The organism is Rubripirellula reticaptiva (assembly GCF_007860175.1).
Lineage (GTDB): Bacteria > Planctomycetota > Planctomycetia > Pirellulales > Pirellulaceae > Rubripirellula > Rubripirellula reticaptiva.
The window spans coordinates 1,479,258-1,500,626 of sequence record NZ_SJPX01000001.1 but is presented as its reverse complement, the minus strand read 5'-3'; the positions used below and the strand labels follow the sequence as shown (position 1 = coordinate 1,500,626).

The 21,369-nt window shown below is 54.1% G+C and carries 12 protein-coding genes and 1 tRNA gene; 7 read left to right on the top strand and 6 right to left on the bottom strand.

Features of this window, described 5'->3' with window-relative positions:
* Nucleotides 1-7: 7 nt before the first annotated feature.
* Nucleotides 8-1,075, bottom strand: a complete 1,068-nt coding sequence (locus Poly59_RS05330; RefSeq protein ID WP_146532970.1) for a thiamine phosphate synthase — start codon at nt 1,073-1,075, stop codon at nt 8-10.
* Nucleotides 1,076-1,095: 20 nt separating this feature from the next.
* On the opposite strand from Poly59_RS05330, the gene Poly59_RS05325 reads away from it, so the two are divergent.
* Together Poly59_RS05325 and Poly59_RS05320 are read left to right on the top strand one after the other, a co-directional pair.
* Nucleotides 1,096-1,842, top strand: a complete 747-nt coding sequence (locus Poly59_RS05325; protein ID WP_146532969.1) for an SGNH/GDSL hydrolase family protein — start codon at nt 1,096-1,098, stop codon at nt 1,840-1,842.
* A gap of 50 nt (nt 1,843-1,892) precedes the next feature.
* Nucleotides 1,893-1,966, top strand: a tRNA-Arg gene (locus Poly59_RS05320).
* A gap of 131 nt (nt 1,967-2,097) precedes the next feature.
* Here Poly59_RS05320 and Poly59_RS05315 read toward each other — a convergent pair.
* Both Poly59_RS05315 and Poly59_RS05310 read right to left on the bottom strand, forming a co-directional pair.
* On the bottom strand, nt 2,098-3,387 hold the full coding sequence (locus Poly59_RS05315) for an alginate lyase family protein (RefSeq protein ID WP_146532968.1): 1,290 nt from the start codon (nt 3,385-3,387) through the stop codon (nt 2,098-2,100).
* A 151-nt stretch (nt 3,388-3,538) separates the two neighbouring features.
* Nucleotides 3,539-7,918 (bottom strand): bifunctional serine/threonine-protein kinase/formylglycine-generating enzyme family protein, encoded by a 4,380-nt coding sequence (locus Poly59_RS05310; protein WP_146532967.1) that lies wholly within the window; start codon nt 7,916-7,918, stop codon nt 3,539-3,541.
* Nucleotides 7,919-8,542: 624 nt separating this feature from the next.
* On the opposite strand from Poly59_RS05310, the gene Poly59_RS05305 reads away from it, so the two are divergent.
* From Poly59_RS05305 to Poly59_RS05290, 4 genes are all read left to right on the top strand, one after another.
* Nucleotides 8,543-9,061, top strand: a complete 519-nt coding sequence (locus Poly59_RS05305) for an RNA polymerase sigma factor (RefSeq protein WP_146532966.1) — start codon at nt 8,543-8,545, stop codon at nt 9,059-9,061.
* Complete coding sequence (locus tag Poly59_RS05300; RefSeq protein WP_146532965.1) at nt 9,058-10,587, top strand: FecR domain-containing protein; 1,530 nt, start codon at nt 9,058-9,060, stop codon at nt 10,585-10,587. The genes Poly59_RS05305 and Poly59_RS05300 overlap by 4 nt, the downstream gene beginning before the upstream one ends.
* 123 nt (nt 10,588-10,710) lie before the next feature.
* On the top strand, nt 10,711-11,970 hold the full coding sequence (locus tag Poly59_RS05295; protein ID WP_146532964.1) for a DUF1559 domain-containing protein: 1,260 nt from the start codon (nt 10,711-10,713) through the stop codon (nt 11,968-11,970).
* Between the two features lie 765 nt (nt 11,971-12,735).
* A complete protein-coding gene (locus tag Poly59_RS05290; protein WP_146532963.1) occupies nt 12,736-13,242 on the top strand; it encodes a hypothetical protein in 507 nt (168 codons plus the stop codon).
* 181 nt (nt 13,243-13,423) lie between these two features.
* Here the strand turns inward: Poly59_RS05290 and Poly59_RS05285 are convergent, their stop codons facing one another.
* Both Poly59_RS05285 and Poly59_RS05280 read right to left on the bottom strand, forming a co-directional pair.
* Nucleotides 13,424-15,394 (bottom strand): redoxin family protein, encoded by a 1,971-nt coding sequence (locus Poly59_RS05285; RefSeq protein ID WP_146532962.1) that lies wholly within the window; start codon nt 15,392-15,394, stop codon nt 13,424-13,426.
* A 119-nt stretch (nt 15,395-15,513) separates the two neighbouring features.
* A complete protein-coding gene (locus Poly59_RS05280; protein ID WP_186776028.1) occupies nt 15,514-19,095 on the bottom strand; it encodes a mechanosensitive ion channel domain-containing protein in 3,582 nt (1,193 codons plus the stop codon).
* Between the two features lie 33 nt (nt 19,096-19,128).
* Here Poly59_RS05280 and Poly59_RS05275 point away from each other — a divergent pair, with 33 nt between their 5' ends.
* The gene (locus Poly59_RS05275; RefSeq protein ID WP_146532960.1) at nt 19,129-19,665 is read left to right on the top strand and encodes a hypothetical protein; all 537 of its coding nucleotides are present in this window, start codon (nt 19,129-19,131) and stop codon (nt 19,663-19,665) included.
* An 86-nt stretch (nt 19,666-19,751) separates the two neighbouring features.
* Here Poly59_RS05275 and Poly59_RS05270 read toward each other — a convergent pair whose 3' ends face one another.
* Nucleotides 19,752-21,362 carry an amidophosphoribosyltransferase gene (locus Poly59_RS05270; protein WP_146533271.1) on the bottom strand — a complete coding sequence of 537 codons (1,611 nt, stop codon included), beginning with the start codon at nt 21,360-21,362 and terminating at the stop codon, nt 19,752-19,754.
* Between the last annotated feature and the right edge of the window lie 7 nt (nt 21,363-21,369).

Genomic DNA, 21,369 nt, shown 5'->3' with positions numbered 1-21,369 from the left:
GCCGCAGTCATTTCGTCACCGGTTTCCCCAGCCGGCGTTTCAACTCTGCCACCGCTTCGGCCGGATCATCCGCGTCCCTCACCGCCCCGGTCACCGCCACACGGTGAATGCCCGCGCCAGTGACCTGGTCCAAGTTCGTCAAATCGATGCCTCCAATTGCAAACGCGGGCAACTCGATTTCCGCCGAAACTTGCTGCAGAAACGCTGGCCCAACGTAACGATCAAACGTCTTCGTCCGTCCCGCAAACACCGGACCGCAACCGATGTAGTCGGCTCCGTCGGCGACCGCGTCGCGAGCCTGATCGATCGAATGAGTCGATAGGCCAATTAGCTTGTCCGGCCCCAAGATTCGCCTTGCGTCCGCCACCGGCAACTCTTCTTGCCCGACGTGCACGCCATCAGCATCCGACGCAAACGCCAAATCCGCCCGATCGTTGACAATGAACAAGCCACCGCACTGGCGAGCGATTAAAGCTGCGACTGCCGAGCGTTGCAACAACGTTCGATCGCTGGCGCTGCGATCTCTGAGTTGCAACACGTCCACGCCGCTCTGGTACAGGCCTCGTACCGACTCTGAAAACGCGGCCTCGTCGACACCCGCATCTACCAACACATACAGCGACGACGCTGCCAACCGTCGTTGCCGATCGTCAGCAGGCAACGACAACTCTAACAGCGCCGCGACGGTGTAGGTCCGGTACCTCGCTCGTTCGATCTCGGACGCCAACTGCCCATCAATGGTTTTGCCGTACTCTTCGATCACTCGCAGTGACTGTGCCGTTCGAGCGGCCGCGGCGGCAACGACTGATGCCACCGATGACCTCATCATTTCGGTCGGTACAGTGATTTCGGTTCCTACGTCACCCGGCGTATCACGAGCGGCCAACATCGTTGAACGTGGTAACCGACCGACCGCATTGGCAACGCAGTGGCGAATCGACTTTAGCTCGGCCGACATCTCGTGGTCGTCATTGGCGAACCGAGCCCACTCTTCCATCGTCCGCAAACCTTCTAAGGCTCGATTCGACGACGCGTCCAGAATACGATAGGTTGCTCGGAGTGTTTTTTCAGTCATGCAACCAGGCGGAAATAAAGATGAAGTTCAATCGAAAAAGCGTCGCAGTTCACGTGTTCGCGGCAGCCTTCCTGACGATGTGGCTCGCCAGCCCCACCGAGGCTCAGGTGACAAAAAAAGCGCCAGCCAAAAAGGTACAGCCTCAATTTTTGCCGCCCGAAGTTAACGAAAGCCTTCCCAACGTGTTGCTGATCGGCGACTCGATTTCCATCGGCTACATGCTCGACGCCCGTAAACAGCTTGCCGGAGAAGCCAACGTTTGGCGACCCGCCACCAATTGTGGACCAACAACAACCGGCTTGAAATCACTCGACGCATGGATCGGTGACACGAAATGGGACGTGATCCACTTCAATTTCGGACTGCACGACCTGAAATACATGGGCCCCCAAGGCAAAAACTTGGCCGATCCGGCCGCCAAAACCAGTGCCCCGCAAGTCTCGATTGACGATTACGCCGAGAACCTGCGAAAGATTGCCAAACGTTTAAAAGCGACCGGCGCCACCGTGATTTGGCGAGAAACCACGCCCGTGCCCGAGGGTGCCCGAGGCCGCGTCCCTGGTGATTCCAAGCGTTACAACGAAGTCGCCGCCAAGGTAATGGCGGAAGTCGGTGGCATCGAAATCGACCCGATGTACGAAATCGCAGTCGCCAACGCGAACTTGCAAAAGAAAGCCGACGTCCACTACACCCCCGAAGGATCCGCAAAACTGGCCGAGCAAGTCGCCAAGACCGTTCGCACCGCGCTGGCAGCCCGAGCAAAATAACCGAACCGCCCCTTCAAACTTCACCCATCACCCTTCAAACTTTCCCCAACGCCCCCGTAGCTCAGCTGGATAGAGCAGCTCATTCCTAACGAGCAGGTCGCAGGTTCGAATCCCGCCGGGGGTATTTATCCGAAAAGCCTGGTGCCCGGCGTGGCACCAGGCTTTTTTTGACCTTGGCATTCGATTGTTCAGCGGTTGGTTCAGCGTCGCTAGCACCGCGAGATTACTGGGAACCAACGGTGCTTCGGCTCAGCGTTATTGTTCATCCGCGAAAGACGCAGGCTGGTTCGCGAACATCAGGGTGTCCCAGTACAAGGATCCTTGACCACGACTTCGGCCGCCACTTCGCCTGCGCCGCTCGGGTCCTTGCTGTTCAGAATCTCGCTGTTCAGAATTTCGCTGTTCAGAATTTCGCGAGTCGGTCTCCCGACTTTCGCGACCGCGACCCTGTTCTTGGAACACTCGCTCGCGATTCTTCATCGCCGCTTGCTCAGTGAATTCGGCAACCAGCCCTTTGCGATTGTGATAGTGGTTGTAAACCTTCTCGTACATTGACCGCAGCGAACCGCGTCCGTTATCCGAGATACTCTTGTAGTGATATCGCCGCTCGAAACTGACGAACGGTTCGTACGGCACGTCGAACCCCAAGTTGTACTTGGCGGTGTACTCGAACCCCAACAGCAACCGGTTGTCATCCGCAGCGTAAAGATCAACACCCTGTGCCCATGCGAATTCGCAGGTGTTGGCCAGGAACTCGAGTCCCATCTGCGTATGCGCCTGATCGCGTCCGGACTCCTGACACTCGCCGAACTCATTGAAATAGTTCGTGATCGCGCCGTTGCCTTCGCCTTTGAGAAAATAGCGAACGGCGCGGTCAAACATTTCGCGATCATCTAAGAAGATTCCCATCGCGATCATCGTCTGCAGCATCGATGCATCCCAATTGCCGTTGGCTGACGGATAGAAATCCTTGATCACCGGATACCAGACTTCACGTGCCATCGATCGGAACTGAGCCTGTTGTTCCTCGGGCCAACCATCCCATGTGTGTTTGAGAAGTTCGGCGGCGTTACAGTACTTTTGTCCGTCCATGCCGATCAACAAACGTGCGTCATGATTGGAAATGGACTTCAACGTTGTTGACCAAGCACCGATGACTTCGGCTGACTTTTGCGCGTAGCGTTCGTCACCCGAAAGTGCCCAACGCAGCGCCAACGTGTAGGCCGCGGTACCATCCTGAGTAAACTCGGATGACCCGATGTTGGGATTGTTGCTTGGCCCGCGTTCGACATGGGCGCGCGGCTCGGGTTTCCAATCAAGACTCGCATAGCTGGATTCCGTTAGTCGCTGCCACGCGGAAGCCCATGGCTGTTCCGACGACGCGAGCTTTCCTTTGACAAATTCGATTTCTGCTCGGCTGTGAGCAATCCCTGGGTGCGTAAAATCATGCTTTGGCTCAATCGCACTCGCATCGCTTGGCCAAAAAACCGAAATGACGACGAAAAAGCAATGCAGGCAGGAACGCGAATTTGCAGGAATCATCATGGCCAAAGCAGAAACGGGCTTGGTGAGTTGCTGAAGTTGATATGAAAACGTTGATGCCACCATCATACGCTTAGGCTAGTCACACAACGAGTCATTTCGAGCTACAAGCAGGTGGCAACGAGGGCCCGATAACCAATGGGCGGACAGACTGCTATCTGCTGATCGTCTTTGCAACTCGAAGCCCGTACAAACCGTTGGAAGCTTGCGGCAGATCCGATGGCAACTTATGAAGCGGATCATTTAGCATCGTGTCGGCATCCTCTCGATTGGCGGTACTGGAAAGTCCGAGCACTTGTCGGCGAATGCCTTTTTGAGAGTGACACCATTCCCGGACTCCGTCGTACATGCTGAACATTCCAAAGTCGTTTGGCATCTTCGTCGCGGCGGGAAAATAGCGATTCTCTTTTTCATCGTTCACGGATGTCTCGTAGTACCAATAGTAATCATCCGCTAACGCGTCCGAATAACCAAAGTACCGACGAGACTTCGTTAACGCGGCGCAGGCGAAACGCCATTCAGCAGCAGTCGGCAACCGATACGAATTTCCCTCAAGAACGCCGTCGTACGATTGGTCGTCCGAAGCGGCGGACAAATCTGCAGCGTAACCATCAGCGCCGTCGTCGCCCAATTGCTCGCTTAACCACCGCGTGTATCGAGCACAGTCGTACCAATCAACCATCCCCATCGGACAATCACCAGTTGGCGATCGGTGTTGATAATAATATTGTTCAGGCTGAAATCGCCGGAACTGGTCGACCGTAACTTCGCCGGTTCCGATCGCAAAGACTCGACCAATATCTGGATCGTCACGTGCATCCAAGATTACCATCGTTTGTCCTTCACCATTGACGAACCAATTCTTCCGCGGGTCCATACCTAGCTTTGACTGCCGATCGATTTCCTTGTCGAGCCAGTCCATCTGCTGCCAGCGTTTCAACAGCCACTGTGTGGCAGAGTGAGTGCCAGGATCCGGGTCATTTTTGAACGCATCCTTGATAACGAGCAAGGCTTGCGATTGAGAAGGTTTAGAAATTTCAGACCACGCGAAACCTCCCATCGCCAATACAATCGCGCGACGAACTGAAGCATCCGGTTCTCGCGAAAATCGGGTCAACAAAACATCAAAGTCTCCGCCGAGCGGACCGATGCGATTGATCAAATACGCACGCACGTGAGGACGATCAGTATGACGCAATAGTGGCCAAGTCGATTCGGCTTGACCGAGGCGATGCAGCAGCGCCGCAGCGACACCACGACGTCTCGCCAGCAGATCGTACGCCGGATCGGGCAAGTTGACATCGATTTCCGTGAAGACGATTTCGCGGATTTGATCGTTCACCAAAGCCCACTGGTTCTCCAACGCCAAAAGCATTGTTTCCTGTTGCTCAAACGATGCAGGCAGAAACAAACTCAGCAAGTCGGCCGGTGAGTTGGCATAGAATTGGGTTGCGAGTGAAGTTGCGAGCGAGCGGACCGGCGTGTCGTCGGGCTGAACAATTCGCTCTGATAATGGAAGCAATAGTTCATCACGGAACGGCTTGAGCCCCGAGATCAAATGGCTGTTGTCTTGGGGCACGACCATCGCGTGATGCAACAATTCACTCACGATCGTTTCCGCGTCACTCGCAGACATCGAAACCAAGGACGAAGCGTCTTCTTCGGTCGGAAACCCCAGCATAATCGCCGCACGTAAACGGCGCGATGGAAGTTGGTCACTATCTTTCAAAAGAGCGACAAGCGGTTCCACTTCTTTTCGCGACAAACGGCCCAACTGCTCACCAACCACCATGACCATTGGCAAATCCAAGTCGACCACTCGCTTCAATAGCGGTCGACGCTGATTCTCACTGGTTTGCAGCAGTCCCAGTCGATTGACAATTTCATCGCGACTGTTGATTTCGACCTTTTCGAGAGAGTGGCGCAGTGGACCAGTGGCAAACGAGCCTTGATCGCGGATCACTTTCAAAACCTCGGAAACTTGATCAGTGCGAACCGTTTGCAGCTGATTGACAGCGGCAATCGCGTGCGAGCGATTCTGAATCCCCCAGCCAAGCAGCGCAACGCTGATCATCGTGCCAGCAACCCAAAGGCTGCGAATCAGATGGAGCCTCGTGGCGGACCGCATCATTTTTTTCTCAATCCCATTCCACCGATCCGGCGATGACAAAACTCGGATCGCTGCCCAGTCGAACCAGGACGGCAGGTACTTAGAAATCGGCTTGACCTTCCACATCGCCACGTATTCGGCGAGTCGAAGTTCAGCGCGGCCACGATGGGTTTCTCGCTGTCCTTTTGTGATCCAGCGCTCAATGGCGGGAACCAAAAAGTCGTGCGTTAATTGATAGTAAGCGATGCCGTCGCTGGACTGGCTGATGCTTTCATCGCCGCTGGTGGTGCCTGCCGGATCGGTAGGCGTGATCAAACGCAGTTCTTTGTCCAGGATGCAGATCATTTCATCGAACAGACTGAGCTGTCCTTGATACCCAGACGCTTCCAACAAAGTCTGCTCGGATTGCATCTTCCCTTTGATGTCAACATTCGGTTCAGGCAACAACGTCCGCAGTACTTTTCGCACGGCGGGCTCATGAGTGCGTTGTGCTGCAGGGGCCAGATCGCTGCTGAACGATTCTTCTAAGAATTGTAGTCCGATTCCTTCAACGCCGCCAAGCCGCTCGATGGTCTGAATCTCCCAAGGCTGCGTTTTGACCATCTCGACAAACAAGGCAAGGCGAACCGGAAACACCTTGCCAGTTTGTGACAATCCGTCGATCGCTCGATCCAGAAAGCGGTTTTGCTCGTCCGTTCTATCTTCATGGCTAGCCGGCAACCGTCCGTAGGCGACACCAAACTCGGCTAAAACATTTCTCGCGTGCGAGGTGCCAAACAAATCAACCAGTGCCGCGTTATGATTTTGCCGCAGCGGGACTTCAAGCGTTGCCATGAAACGAGAAAGCGCCAACCAAAAATCGTCTCGCACCAATAGCAAACACTGCACCGTATGTCCGTCGCATTGCCGCAGCGCATTGACGAGGTCACGATCATCTTCCTCAGCACGACCGTGCAACCATTGTTCAAATTGATCGATTACCAAAAGCAGTTTTGGACCGGCCGATGCTTCGCGACGACGACGTGTGTCGGCAAGTGCATCGGTAAGAGTCGCATCTAAAGTCAGGTTGGGACGCAGTCGACGGACCCCGCGCAGCAGCCTGAGCTCCGTTTCGTCACGGGTGGCTTCCACGAAAACGGTTTCCACGTTCTGGTCAAGCAGCGGCAACAAACCAGCTTTGACAAACGATGACTTGCCACACCCCGACGGTCCGTACAGGACGCCGATACGAGGTGGCTCGATTTCATCGCGGCCGGCGACACGACGTTCCCAGAACCTCAGACTCTCTGGCACCCATTCACGATCGCACGGGCCAGGGATCAGCCGGTGAAAAAAATCAGCATCGTGACGTCCGTAGGACCGCAATCCGCGAGGCACCATCCCGGCCTCGGATTTCGACGGCAAAGTTGAACCCGTGTCGATTCGTGTATCTTCATCAACCGTCTGATCCGAACAAGCACCTAAAAAGTGCTCGACGTCTTCCATAAGATCGGCGGAAGTGCTGTACCGATCCGAGGCTCGCTTGGCGAGCGCCTTCAAACAAATCCGTTCCAGATCACGTGGAATCGAGCTGAATAATTGACGTGGCGGGCGAGGTTCACGGTAAAGCAAGTTTTCGATCAATGATTCGCGATCGCTTCCGGTGAATGGTCTTTTTCCGGTCAGCAACTGGTACAAAACGACGCCTAGCGAAAAGATATCGCTGCGACCATCGACCAAGTGATTTTCGCCGCGAGCCTGTTCCGGGCTCATGTACGCTGGCGTTCCTACGCGAACTTTTGAAGAAACGGCCGACTCATCACGGAGGGCCAAACCGAAGTCAGCCAAGAATGGCTGGTCAAGTTTCGAAAGTAGAATGTTGCCCGGTTTGATGTCACGGTGCACGATGCCTTTTGAATGCACAAAACTGAGTGCGCCCGCAATCGTCGACAATATCGTTAGCGCATGCCGAATCGTCAATCGTTCCGAACGCATCCTTTCGGCCAAGCTAGTACCGTCGATATAAGCCGACACAATGCATGGCAATGAGTCCGCTGTGCTTAAGACGTCATAAACCGAAACGATGGCAGGATGGTCTAACTTGGCGAGCGTCCGGGCCTCTTCCAAATAGCGATCCAACTGAGCCGTGGAAGTAATTCGGTGTCGGTGCGGAACCTTAATCGCGACATGGCGCTGAAGTTGTTGATCAAACGCCTTGAACACGCGACCATAACCGCCCGCACCCAGAAGCTTGGAAACTTGATATCGATCCGAAAATTGAAGGCCCGGATCATCTTCACCTGCGACCGACGAGAGCGATATTGATTGGGTCGGGTCGAGCAACTCATCATCGGACTCCACTTCCGAATTCGGCAGCAACGAATCGAGCACAAGCTTTGTATAGCTAGAGTCCTGCGACTGTTCGTACGTGCGTTCGTTCATCATTTTGGAAGAATCGCTGCATCGTTTTTTGAATCGGGTCTATTACCATCGTAACCGTTGGCGAATCTGCTCGGTTGAAAAATGCGGCATGGTCAGAACACCCGGGTGAAAAAATGGTGTCATCGCCGACTCACTAGGCGGAGCGTCCGCGTTGCTGACGTCGCCACTTAGCATAATGCGAAACCGGCCAGAATCCGCATTTGCAAAATGCGGGGCGGGCTCGCCTTCCGATCGCTCATAGCATCATCTTGAATCACGAGTCCGAAAACTGAAAAAGCTCATTCAAAACACTTAGAAAAACGTCCCTCCGGAATCCGAGGCAGGGCGCAGGTGGATGCCGTCACCACGGCGATCTCTCCCGGTTGGCTGTTCCGTTCCGCGACGGCCCGAACCAGAGAGCAACGATAAACGCGACAAGCAATCGGTTTGCGGGCAGTTTTTTCAATCGGCGGACGGCCTTTCTGGTTGAGCATCCCTGCTCTGGAAAGGAGCCTTGACGGCCCAAAAACCGCCGACAACGGCCCGCCAGCCCGCGTTAAAAACCAGCAGAAGTTTCTGCCTGGTTTTCAACATTTTTCATGTCGAGAGATCGGTCTTGCCATCGTATGTCTTTTACGAGGAATTTTCATGCTGACAATACGAACGATCACCGAACACTTGCTCCAGAATCGCCTGGCGTTGACTTCGTATATCTATTCGGTAACGAGAAACTTTCATTTGGCTGAAGACGTCTTCCAAGAAGTGTGCGTCAAAGCCGTTAGCCAACAGCACAATTTCGAGACTCGCGATCACCTGTCGATGTGGTTTCGCGTGAGCGCCCGTAATCGTGCGATCGACGTGATCCGCGCACGCGAAGGTCAATATGTTGGATTGTCCGAAGACATGCTTGGGTTGATCGAGAAGAACTGGGACCAGGCCGGCGACCCTCATCGCGAAAAACTGATGGATTCGCTCCGAGATTGCCTGGCGACACTGACTCCGCGTAGTCAACGCATCGTCAAACTTCGCTACTTCGAAAATCGTCCTGGCCGAGAAGTGGCTGAGTTGATGGGCCAAAAAGTAGAATCGGCCTACCAAGCGATTGCTCGTATCCATCGGATATTGGGCGATTGCATCTCGCAAAAGTTGGGAACGGAAACGCGATGAACGAACGTGAAGCGTCCGATTTCGAGTGGAAAATTGCAGCCTACCAAGATGGTAGTTTGGACGACGGGCAATTGAACGAGTTCGAAACCGAGATGCGTGAAGACCCTGAAAAGTTGGAATGGTTCATCCGCGTGCAGCGTCAAACGGGCGCCATGATCGAATTGTTTCGCAATGAGGTGCTGCAGAAACCGGACGACAACGACAGTCGCGGGCATAGCGTCGTGCAACGGACTGCACCTGTAGGTACAGATCGTGAACTCGAGCCTTTGGCTTGGCGTCGAACCTCACGGGTTTGGATCACCATCGCAGCCATTGCAGCGGCAGTTATCGCGATGTTGACGTTTGCAACTCTGGCAAATCGAAACAAGATGGCCCAGACTCTGCGACTCGACGCGACTACTGCCTTCGAATCGCCGCAACCAGAATCGCTTCAAGGCAACGTGAAGCGGGACGATTCAACAGGCTCCATCATTACTTATGTAAGCCAAGCGAAGTGGTCCGATGGTAGTTCGCCTAACGTTCGTGACCGACTGGTATATAAGCAGCGATATCAATTGCTGTCGGGTGCCACGCGTTTTCGGATGGCCGGTGGAGCGATTGTTTCGATTGGCGGGCCGGCTGAATTTTCGATCGATGATCCAGTAACAATCGATTTTTCCTCGGGTCGATTGACCACACGATTGCCTAACCACCACAGCGATCTCACGATTCGCGCAGGCGATGTGCACGTGCGTGACCTCGGAACCGCGTTTGGTTTGACGATGGCATCTGACGGGCACGTCGATGTCGCTGTTTTTGATGGAAAAGTAGCAGCCAGCCTTGACGGCGATTCCGACCAGGCTGGCGTGAGAACGTTTGGTATGGGGACGGCTTTTACGTCCGAGGGAGAGGGCGATCAGCTGAAACAAATCCCATATGTCCCGGAAGCCTATCAAGACATTTGGCCGTTGACAGCTGGAATCAATGACGTTTCTGGTTTGATTGAATTTGTACCGCCAGGCCGAAACCAATCACTCCAGTTTTTAGCTGACGATCACAAGCTGTTTCTGGTTGCCGAACGACTAAGCTACCGCATCAAACAAAAGTTAAAGGTTGATCTGTTGGGCGCCGGCCAGTCTTGGCCGGTGACCCAGAAGCAACGCCACAAGGTTGGTAAGGGACGCGTCGTCAACAGCTACTTGTTGATCTTCCAACCCGACGAAACAGACAATGAAACACCTGTATCGTTGACAGGAAGCATTACTTTCCAACATGAAATCTTAGGGCTGGCCGCATCTCCCAAACAGCTTCGAGAGACGGATGGCATCTTCGGGTTGCCAGGAATCGATTTCTCACAATTTAGATTGCGCCGACTGGAACACATCGCGACTGATAGCGGACGCGTGCCAGCCGACATCCTGCGCATCAGCGAGAACGGACGAGAGTTGCATTTCACCCTGCACGCATCAACCGGCAACGATCACATCCGCGTACTTGTTGATGAAGGTAACCCTGCGACCAAGGTTGAATTTGTTGAGGTTGAATGAATGGATGTGTCAACTAATTTGAGCTTTAAGTGAACAATTCAGGCCGGCAGTGTTGCTGGTCAACTGTAAGTTTTTTTGTTTTGAATGTATTCGCGTTCGAAACGTTACTCTCTGGAATAGATAATGAAATCTTCGGAACGAAGTCGACACGGCTTTACCCTTGTCGAGCTGCTTGTTGTGATCGCGATCATTGGCGTATTGGTTGGCTTGTTGCTGCCGGCCGTCCAAGCAGCTCGCGAGGCAGCGCGTCGTATGAGCTGCAGCAACAACTTTAAACAGATCGGCCTAGCGATCCATAACTACCATTCGGCCTACAAGCAGGTTCCCCAGCATGGAACCGGTACCGGACAACGCGTCGTCGTTGGTGCAGGAACGCAGTTTTGGAATAACAACAACAACAAGAACCTCGAGCGGTTAAGTTTCCTGGTTGCTTTGACACCATTCATCGAGCAACAAGCGATTTGGGAACAGATTGTCAATCCAAACGGTTACAACGCCGACGGAACCATCCGAGCCACACCTTGGGTTGCGATGGGACCAACCCCCAACGTCGGCACCTACGGACCTTGGGCCACTACTATCCCAGGTTTCCGCTGCCCAAGTGACCCCGGCGATGGCTTGCCAGCTTTAGGACGAACAAACTATGGCGCATGCTTGGGTGACTCGATCAACTGTTCGACCTTTGGTGGCAAAACCGCATGGGTGATCCCCAACGGCAACTTCGCCCAAGAGATTCGCGCGTCGGGACGAGGAGTTTTCACCGCCAAGCAAACGCGAGCATTCCGCGACATCCTCGATGGCCTTGCCAACACGATCATGGCGGGTGAATTGATGTCGGACATTGGCGATCGAAGCATTGCAACTCGAATTGCAACGAACAACGACGGCCCCACCGTCTACAACAATCCAGCGCTTTGCGAACAGTTTGTCAACCCGCTTCGCCCACAGTTTTGGCAAGAGACCGGCGTGACCCTTGGTGGCACGGGATTCGGCCGTGGCTACCGCTGGGCCGACTTTTCACCGATCTTCTCGGGTGTGTTCACGATTTTGCCACCTAACTCAGAGCTGTGCGGAATCGACCACAGCACGTTGTCGTCATTGTCAGGGATCCCAGGCGACTTGACCCTGGTTCCGTCCGGACAAGACCATGCGAAGGAAGTCGTTGCATCACCTAGCAGCCGACACCAAGGTGGATGCCATGTGCTGATGGCTGACGGAGCGGTCAAGTTCATCACCGAATCGATCGAAGCCGGAAGCCAAAACTCAGCCATGGTTACCCAACGTGGAACCGGAGTATCAGCCCCCGGATCAGCCAGCCCATACGGACTCTGGGGAGCACTCGGAACCCGCGCCAGCCGAGAAGTCATCAGCGAAGAACTGTAAAGCAAGTTCTTCAATTCCCTAAAGTAGAGAAGGCCCGCGATCCTCGGATCGCGGGCCTATTTTTTTGTCACTTCACTAAAAAGAGGTCAGGGTAAGCGACGGGTTAAACCGGCGGTTTTTCTAACACCTTATCTACGTGCGCTAGAACGACTCTCCCGGCCTAGCCTGCTGATCAATTTCTAATCGTTTGGGTTTCACTGGCTTTCTAGTGCGTCTTGGATCCACGTAGCTTGCGACATCCACCCTAGACGTTGAGTGATTCAAGAACTGCTTGGCATTGCCTCCGTCCTTCTCAACTGCCGTCGCTCCTGTTCTTCGAAGGTATTGTAAAGCACGATTTGTGATTTCAGGATCGACGCCACAATTCTTCCTGATTTTTTCGAACCAATAGTAGAACTGCGTTTGGCTAATGTCTCATTTCAGAGGATACGCCCAATCCTTTTCGCCTCGACCCTTTAAGAAACAACTAATCTCCGAAAGAGCATGCGCCGTGTCAGCTTCCATTTCAATAACGTGCTCTTTCCTGTCCTTTCTTTGAATCAAGGCTGCTTTGCCATCAACAAAACCACTGGAAATGTTGAACTCCCAAATATCTCTTCGTCGCAAACCTGTCTCGTAGGCAAAACTGATAATTGCCGACCAATACAAGGCTCTTGGAACACCATTCCAATTTGGTTCCTTTCAATGAACGTGCTGCGTTAATCACTTGGCTCAGCTGCTCCTTTGTCCATGCCTCAGGCGATTTTTTTGGATAGGATGTCCGAAATGAACGCTCCCATTTTTCCCTTTGCGATCTCGGTCGCTCTTTTGAGCTTTGCATCCGCGGATGACTTACTGTTGATTGACCGAGGCGGAGTGCGTGTTGGCGTTGATCGTGGGAAAGACGCTGCGATCACTTGGTTGTCATGGCCCGAGCACCCGACCAATGTGGTTAACCTGTCTGACCCTGGACGACTGATCCAGCAGTCGTATTACGCGGAGGCTTCGCTTGATCGACAGACGGAAGGGCAAAGCACTTCGTGGAGCCCCTGGCCGTGGAATCCGATTCAAGGTGGCGGCGTCAGATCTTGGACGCGGGTCGCGGAAGCGAAGATCACGGACGGAGTTTTGTTCTGCGAAACCATTCCAAAACTTTGGGATATGCCCAACGAAGAAGCCGACGCAGTGATGCGTCAATGGATGACGTTCGAGCCCAACATGGACGGCGTCATCGTGGTGACTTGCGAGCTAACGTGCCAACGTCAAGATCGCGATGTTTGGGGTCCGCCGTAACCACGTCACCAAGAACTGCCGGCATGCTATTTCACCCGACGATTCGATCAAGCCAAAAGTTATTTGGGCAACCGCCAGTGGCGCGACGAGCACCAACCGCCCAGGTACTTGCCGACCGACTTGATCACTTGATCAAAAGGTACAGCGACGAATCGCTGGTACTGAAATGAACGATGTGCCGTTAACGCCCAGCTTCCTGGCGAGTGAGTACGCGGTCTTGGTTGGCGTCGAGTTTATCGAAAGCTTCGTGAATCTTTGCTGGGGTTTGATCACGACTGATCTTGCCGTCACCGTCCGTATCGAGTTCGTCAAACTTTTTCAGCACCACCGCTCGCCGGATTTTGTCTTCAAGCGAATCGTTTGATTTCGGTTCGGCTTCCTTCGCCAGTGGAACGCTGTAGTGGTAGTACCCGATCATCATTTCGTCCCATGTCTGGTCGCCCCAGCGGACTTCGGACGTTGGATCAGGATTGTTGAGATTGTCTTCGCTGTTGTCGAACGTCGCCACGCAATACATCCGGCCGCTTTCCGTCAACGGACGCGGCTCGCTGAGCACGTAGGTAGTTTGCCAATTGAAGTCGTAGGCGGGAATGTCCAAGATCGGCTCGCGTTTGCCAGCAAGATCTTGTAATTCGTATCGGTACGACTTTCCGCGAACGTGCATGTGCGGGCTAAAGGACAGCAAGGTTGCGTTTTCAGGAAATGGTGGTCCGACTGCCGTGACGCTGTGGTCCGATTCGCCAGGCGGAATACGGAACGATGCGTTGATCGCGCTGGTGGTCACGATTTCGTGAGTGATTTCATTTGGATCTGCTAGCAGGATGCCAAGTTGGCTGTGGTCCGTCTGCGGGTACCCGGTCGGCGTGTAGTGAACTTGGAACACCAACTCACTTCCCGCGGGCACTTTCTTGGCATGACCATCGGGTGCGAGTTCAAGCCTCGCACCGGGAACGTATCCCACCAAGAATCCACGCGCGGCATCCAAACCTCGTCGCTGTCCTTTGGGGACGGCAAAGGCCAAGATGTGGTGGACCACTTCGCGATTGCCGGGACGCAGTTCCGCGGCTTCGATCCAAACATCCTTTTCAAATCCGGGATCGACCGCAAAGTACTGATAACGAATCACACCTTCGGCAGGGATGTCGATTGGTTCCGGACTGACGTTGAAGACATGATCGGGCTCGCGTGGAAGTTGCCACTTGGCCACTTTAGCTGGCAGCTCGGGCAAATTTTCTAACGATCCAAGCGGAGCACCAGAGTCCGCCCAGTCATAAAGAGTTTGTTTGTCCTGATCGGACATGCGGCGATCATTTGCAAAACTTGCGTGCTCACCGGTGGCGTGCCACGGCGGCATCCGTTCTTCGCGCACGACCTCGGCGATCATATCAGCCCAGCCGACGACTTCGTCGGGATCGGTCAGCGAGAATGGCGAAATCTCACCTTCACGGTGACACTCCACACAGTGCTTGTTCAAAATTTTGGCAACATGGCTGCCATAGGTGATCGTCGGATTCTCGACGAGCGGTTTCGATCGTCCGATGATGCATCCAATCGCAGCTGTCCGCGTGATCGAGACATCGCGACCGGTCAACAGTTCATCGATGGCGATCTTCAAATCACGTCGCCCGGGCTCGTCACGGACGTAACCGATACCGTACTGATCATCAACGCGGCCACGATATCGCAGTCGCCGCTTCGCATCAAACACGAACATCTCGGGCGTTCGCTCGGCTCCGAGTTGATCAGCCAAACGATTGCCACCATCTTTGAGTAACGGAAAGTCGACAGCTTGTCGGGACGCAAACGACCCGATCTCGGCCAGCGAGTCTTGTCGATTGCTCATCACACCGATCACGGCAACGCCTCGGTCGGCATACCGATCGGCAAGCTCATTCAGGCGGATCGAATACAGTTTGGCAAGCGGACACTCGACACCAAGAAACGCGACCACGACCAATGACTTATCGTTGAAATCATCAAGCGTCCAACGTCGTCCGCGATGATCACTGAGGTCGAACTCACTAAGCCCTGGATCCGACGCAGAGACACTGTCAGTTGGTGAGGCTGCCACTGCGACCGGTGCCAGCGTCCGAACCTGAAACAAGACGATTGATGCAACCACGAACACTGATTGATAGCCAAATCGCAACATGCTGGGAGACCACTTTTCCAGGATAAAACGGATCGATTGCCACTCGCAATCGGCACTCAGTGTATCTTTCCGTCAATCTGACAGCACCAGCAATTTGTGTATCAATGTGTCGCTGCATCCTACGAATCGTGCTCGGTTGATGGATCGGATGCTAGATCCTTCAACGTAAACGACTGCGGTGCCGAGCGAATATGCACGTCTTGTTGAGGAAACGCAATTTCGATGCCAGCCTGGGCAAACTGGTCGTCGATCGCCAAATTCAAATCGCTGATCGTATCCAACCGACCTTCCAGGCTGGGCACAAAACACCGAAGCGTCAAATTCAGCGTGCTATCGCCAAAGTTATCAAAAGTCGCTGCGGGGATGGGATCTTTTAGTATTTTCGCATTTTCATCGGCAACCTGCAGCAATAGCCGCAGTGCCATCCGCACATCCGATCCGTACGCCACGCCAATCGGAATCACGATCCGGCTGACTTGGTCCGACCGAGTCCAGTTGAGCAATCGGCCAGTCACAAAGTCTTTGTTGGGGACGATGTACTCTTTCCGGTCCCAGTCCATGATTGTCGTTGCACGCATCTGGATCCGCGAGACGGTGCCGCTGACCGCATCCAACGTAACAACGTCTCCAATGCGAATCGGACGTTCCCACAGGATGATGATTCCGGAAACAAAGTTGCCGAAGATCTCCTGAAGACCAAAACCTAGACCGACCGTCAACGCGGCGACCAGCCATTGCAGTTTCGACCAATTGGCACCGATCGCGGAAAACGCGAACAACATCCCGACCACCAAAATCACATATCGACACATCGTCACGATGGCGAATTTGAACGACGCCTCGAGTGGCAATCGTTGCAAGATTGTGATTTCAATCAGGCCGGGAACGTTTCGCACCAGCGTGAAGGTGATCAACCCGATCAGGGCTGCACCCAACAGGTTCACCAACGTGACTGGCTCGACTTGGGTTTCGGTAACCCGCGTGACTCCGCCGTTCTCGGCTGGGGATTCCACGACAACTTCGCGTTCGGTATTCCAAAGTTCGACTTGATTCAAAATCCCCAGGGCCGGGAACAACCCTGACCACAAGAACCACATCAACAGCAATCCTGACATCAATAGACTTGAATGCATGATGCGGATCACTTGCTCGCTGTTGGCTCGCAGCGCATCGTGTTCATTCTCGAGCGACAACCCTTCGCCCGTCACGTTCTGTTCGACCGGCACTGGCTTCGGTGCTTGGCCAAGTGTCTGCCCGGCGACTTGGGCAGTCGCTTGCAACTGAGCCGCGGCTTGCAATTGTGCTGCCCGCCGTTCCTTCATCTTGCGAATACCCAACTTGCGATGATTGACCTGCAAGGCGCGGATCACCATCGCACGGACAGTAACCAGACTGACCGCGATCCAAATCATGTGCCAAAAACGCCACGTTAATTCGGTGGCGGTGTAAAAGAATCCAATGATGATCAGGATCACCATCACGAGCGGAAATCCGATCAGGGCCCAGGACCACAGCCCACTGGTTCGCGTGAACCAAGCGTTGGGGTTGCGCCGCAGATATTCGGCCATCGCACCATTGGTGGGATTCAAAATTCGCCGCAGCGTCCAGCTTAGAATCAGCAACGACACAATCATGCAAAGTCGTTCTAAATTGTTGCTGCCATCGTTACCCTCGATACTGCCAAGTTCGCGCAGCATGACCACCAATAGAACCAGTGGAATCAACAAGAATCGCAATCGACGCATCTTGCTACTTAACATCTGCGTCACTCGGGTCGGCCATCCAAAGTGTGACGCAGCGAGACCGTTTTCGCGACACGCGTGCCTGACCACATTGAAAAGTGTCAAGACCACCCCAGCGGCGATGAGCGCGTGTCCCCACGCGATCGAGAATGGCACCGCGTGAGGCGAATCCACCAATCGCCAACCGACAAAGATCCCAACCGCGGGCCAAGCAATGGCCATCACAACGGTCATCAAAGCCGCCCGGATCGTGACTGAAAACTCAGTACAAGTAGGACGCGCGGCAATCTTTCCAAACTCGGCGAGTTGTGTTCGCCCGCGGTACCGAGCCGGCATCAGCAGCAACGTTGCCAACAATGCCAGACCGTACAACCAAGGTTGCATGAAGGCATCGATCCACAACGACTTTGCGACATCTTTCCACGACGATGGTTTCAGCAATTGCTGAGCTTCACCAACAGCGTCTTTTAACGCTTGCCAGCCAAAGAATGGATTGCTGCGAATCCAAAGCACATGCTCGTTCAAAAACGAACGATACGATTCACTCGCTAAGATCAGTTGATGCTCGTTAAAGTCCAAGTCCGACAACTGCTGAAAATACAAGTTGTAATTCTTTGATAGCGATTGCAGCACAGCGATGCGGTCCGATTGAATCTGTTTTTCCAGACCACTCGCTTCGGGACTCAGTTGCACATGGGACGCATCGGTCAATTCGTCTTCGCGGTCAAGTCGCCGCAGTTCGACGTCCTGCATCGTTTCTTGTCTAGCCGAGACATCACGCCGAATCTCACGAATGTCCGGCAGTAACGAAAGTTGTTTTCGTAGTTCCAATCCGATCGCCCCACTCAAACCGACTCGCTCGAGACGCTCGCGAGTACGAGAGCTCGTTTTGCGTAGGGAATCCAATCGGATTTGTGAAGCTTCGGATTGCGCCGTGACTTTCCCGATACTGCTAACGACGGCTTCGTTTTCTTCGGCCAATTCGGCACTGCGTAGCGCCATCGCAGCCAATTCGGGCGAATCGATCGATTCGGCCAGACGTCGCAAATCTTTGACCTGACTTCTGGCCTGACTCTTGCGAGACTGATCGATCCGCTGGCTCAGTTCTGCGACGGCAGCCTCGGCTGCAGCGACATCAGCCATCGCTTGCTTGGTTTTCACCGCATACAGATCGACCGCTTGCTCAGCGTCATAACGTGCAAGTTCCCATTGGTTGGCTGGCAGTTCCAGTTCTAACGACTGCAGCTTTGCGGCCTGCAGCATTTTTCGAGCGGTGGCCGACCAGGTCGATTCACCGGCGGGTGATTCCGCCGCTAGTTGTTGTTCGGCTTCGGCGACTCGCTGTCCGTGTGAAGCCTGCAGCACCGCGATCTGTTTACGCCGATCGGCGCGTCGAGATTGTTCTGCTTGCAAACTAGTCAGACGGTTTTTGGCTTCCTGTGTCCGCACCAACAGCGACGCCAAACTGCTTTCCAGTTCCTGCAGCGACGCCGATTCAGGCGGCAGGCTTGGCCCAGCCTTAGCCGCCGTATTGATTTCGTTTTGCAAAGCTTCCAACCTTGCCGGCACACCTTCGACAGCGGCACGGTCCAGCTTGGCAGCCGAATCGAGTTTGCTTGAACGAGCAAGTTCGTCGGACGCTTGACTGATGATGGTTTTGATCGCAGCCAGTGCCTCGGGTTCCAAGTCGCTGGCGTTTTCAACCTGCGATTGAAACTCTTTGATCTTTGTCGCCGTTACCTGATCAACGCTAACATCAGCCGGCACAACATCGCTTTTCTGACTTTCTGTTTTGGCTTTTTCCTTCGCGACTGCTTGCTCGTCAGGCATCACCAGTTGATCCTGGCTGTGGACCTGCAGCGGCAGAATAACAGCGATCAAAATTGCCAAGCCAACCAATTTTGCAATCCGTTTGCAGTTGTTTGGTTGGAACAGTCGTCGAAACCTTCGTATCATCATTTCAAAATTCATTATTTCAGACGGAAATCTGCATTGAGTTCGTCACCAGACCAGTGGGCAACCGACTTGTTCGCCCGCCTTGTCCAATCGGACTGGCAAATCGCATTGGTTGTCACGGGCGGCGGCAGTGGCGTGATATCCCATTGCTTTCGTCGCCAAGGAGCCTCGAAGAACTTCGTCGAAGCGGCAATCCCGTATTCGCGTGCTTCGTTGGAATCTTATCTCGGTGCGACACCCGCCGACAGCAGCGCGTCGACCGCCACGGCAAGACAGGCCGCTGCATCGGCGTACAAACGAGCAGAAACGCTAGGGAACAAGTCGCCCGGTCACGCCGTCGGTTTGGCGTTACTAGCGGTGCTGCCGACCAATCCGCCAAGGCCCGATGTCTGTCGAATCTGTGTTGCGATGCAAACGTCGCGAGAATCCACGGTATGGTCCACCATGCTTGATGACCACACGGGTTGTCAAGGCAAACTAAAACGACAAGCCGCCGAATCGATCGCCGACCAAATGGTACTTAACGCGCTCGCTCACCTGCTGTCGCACAAACTGCCCGACATGCACCATTGAATTGCAAACTGCGAATCGGTGGACCAAGCACAGTTCTGAACAGTTCCCGAGAATCGTTTCCTTGAGCGTCTTGAAGGCGAGAAACGCTAGCCCTGCGACAGGGCAGCGGCCAGTTGCTCGTACGTGCGCTTGTTGTTCAATTTGCAACCGCGATTGTCCAGGGCAATCTGATACAGGTGCTGGCCACACACAGTCGGATACTTTCCCGTCACGCATGCTTGGCATAGGTGATCCGATGGCTTGCCGATCGCGCGTGCGATTGCTTCGACAGGCAAATAACGGAGCGAATCAGCACCAAGATCGTCGGCTAAGCGCTGTTGGGCTTCGTCAGTCAATTTTCCGTTGGGAAAATACTTCGGCGCGATCAATTGATCGATCGTGCTCATGTCGATGCCGTAAAAACATGGAGCGATGATTGGCGGGCAAGCCACTCGAACGTGAATTTCTTTGGCGCCGCCCACATCGCGAATCCGATCCAACAACACGTTCATGGTGGTGCTGCGGACGATCGAATCTTCGACCAAAATGATGCGTTTGCCTTCCATGACTTCACGCAGCGGCGTGTATTTGGTGGCGGCCTTTGCCTTCCGCGCGGTCCCGCCTTCGATGAAAGTCCGCCCGGCGTAGCGGTTACGGATCAAGCCTTCGCGACAAGGAATCGACAACTGATACGCCATCGAGTCAGCCGCGGCTTTGCTGGTATCCGGAACCGGCACGATGATCGTGTCGGGGCAATCCAAGGCAACACGGTCAAGTTCGCGTTCGGCCCGAGCCAGTTCTTCACCCAATCGAGTTCGGCTCAGGTAGACGCTTTGCTCGTCCAGCGTGCTAGCGACGTTGGCAAAGTAGATCCATTCAAAGAAGCAATGCTTGGGATCTTCGGTTTCGGCAAAGCGTTCCATTCGAAAACCGGTTTCCGGATCAATGATGATCGCGTGTCCCGGCGGCAACGATTTGATTTGTTCGTTGCTAAATCCCAAATTTAGCAATGCCACGCTCTCGCTGGCCGCAGCAAACAGCGGCCCATCGTGAACGTAACACATCGGTTTGATGCCAAGCGGGTCGCGAGCCACAATCATTTCGCCTTCGGCAGTCAACACGGCCAGCGAATAGGCGCCGTCAAAACCCGCCGTGGTTTGCTTCAGGACGTCAATCCAATTGATCCGCGTCGGCGACTGGCTCATTTGCCGAGCAAATTCGTGAAGAATGATTTCAGTATCGGTATCCAGCGTCAGGTGATGGTCACCGTCGGCAAGCAATCGTTCCTTCAGCAAACCATAGTTGGACAACTGCCCGTTGAAACAAAAACTGAACCATTTCCGTTTGTGGATGTGCTTTCGCTCGAACGGCTGAGCGTAACTGCGATCATCTTGGCCACAGGTGGCATAACGAACGTGGCCAATCGCGGCTCGGCCAGCCAATGACTTCATCAAAGATTCGGCTTTGGCGCGGTGATTGAGCCGAAAAACCTCAGTGACCGTTCCGACATCCTTGCGAGTTCGCAAAAGTCGCGGTTGATCGGGATCGTAGGTGGTCATCCCAGCAGCCAATTGGCCACGATTCTGGATATCCAGCAACATTCGCGGCAATAACCGACTGATCTGCCGAGGGCCATCCTCGGTACACATCGGGCTACGTCCACGACCGGACAGATGATAAATGGCTGCAACACCACATTCGTGATGGATTTCGCTCATATCGACG

What these genes read in the sequence shown, in the direction of transcription:
- Poly59_RS05330 (WP_146532970.1), bottom strand. Translation starts at nt 1,075, where the DNA reads ATGACTGAAAAAACACTCCGAGCAACCTATCGTATTCTGGACGCGTCG.
- Poly59_RS05325 (WP_146532969.1), top strand. Translation starts at nt 1,096, where the DNA reads ATGAAGTTCAATCGAAAAAGCGTCGCAGTTCACGTGTTCGCGGCAGCC.
- Poly59_RS05315 (WP_146532968.1), bottom strand. Translation starts at nt 3,387, where the DNA reads ATGATGATTCCTGCAAATTCGCGTTCCTGCCTGCATTGCTTTTTCGTC.
- Poly59_RS05310 (WP_146532967.1), bottom strand. Translation starts at nt 7,918, where the DNA reads ATGATGAACGAACGCACGTACGAACAGTCGCAGGACTCTAGCTATACA.
- Poly59_RS05305 (WP_146532966.1), top strand. Translation starts at nt 8,543, where the DNA reads ATGCTGACAATACGAACGATCACCGAACACTTGCTCCAGAATCGCCTG.
- Poly59_RS05300 (WP_146532965.1), top strand. Translation starts at nt 9,058, where the DNA reads ATGAACGAACGTGAAGCGTCCGATTTCGAGTGGAAAATTGCAGCCTAC.
- Poly59_RS05295 (WP_146532964.1), top strand. Translation starts at nt 10,711, where the DNA reads ATGAAATCTTCGGAACGAAGTCGACACGGCTTTACCCTTGTCGAGCTG.
- Poly59_RS05290 (WP_146532963.1), top strand. Translation starts at nt 12,736, where the DNA reads ATGAACGCTCCCATTTTTCCCTTTGCGATCTCGGTCGCTCTTTTGAGC.
- Poly59_RS05285 (WP_146532962.1), bottom strand. Translation starts at nt 15,394, where the DNA reads ATGTTGCGATTTGGCTATCAATCAGTGTTCGTGGTTGCATCAATCGTC.
- Poly59_RS05280 (WP_186776028.1), bottom strand. Translation starts at nt 19,095, where the DNA reads ATGATGATACGAAGGTTTCGACGACTGTTCCAACCAAACAACTGCAAA.
- Poly59_RS05270 (WP_146533271.1), bottom strand. Translation starts at nt 21,362, where the DNA reads ATGAGCGAAATCCATCACGAATGTGGTGTTGCAGCCATTTATCATCTG.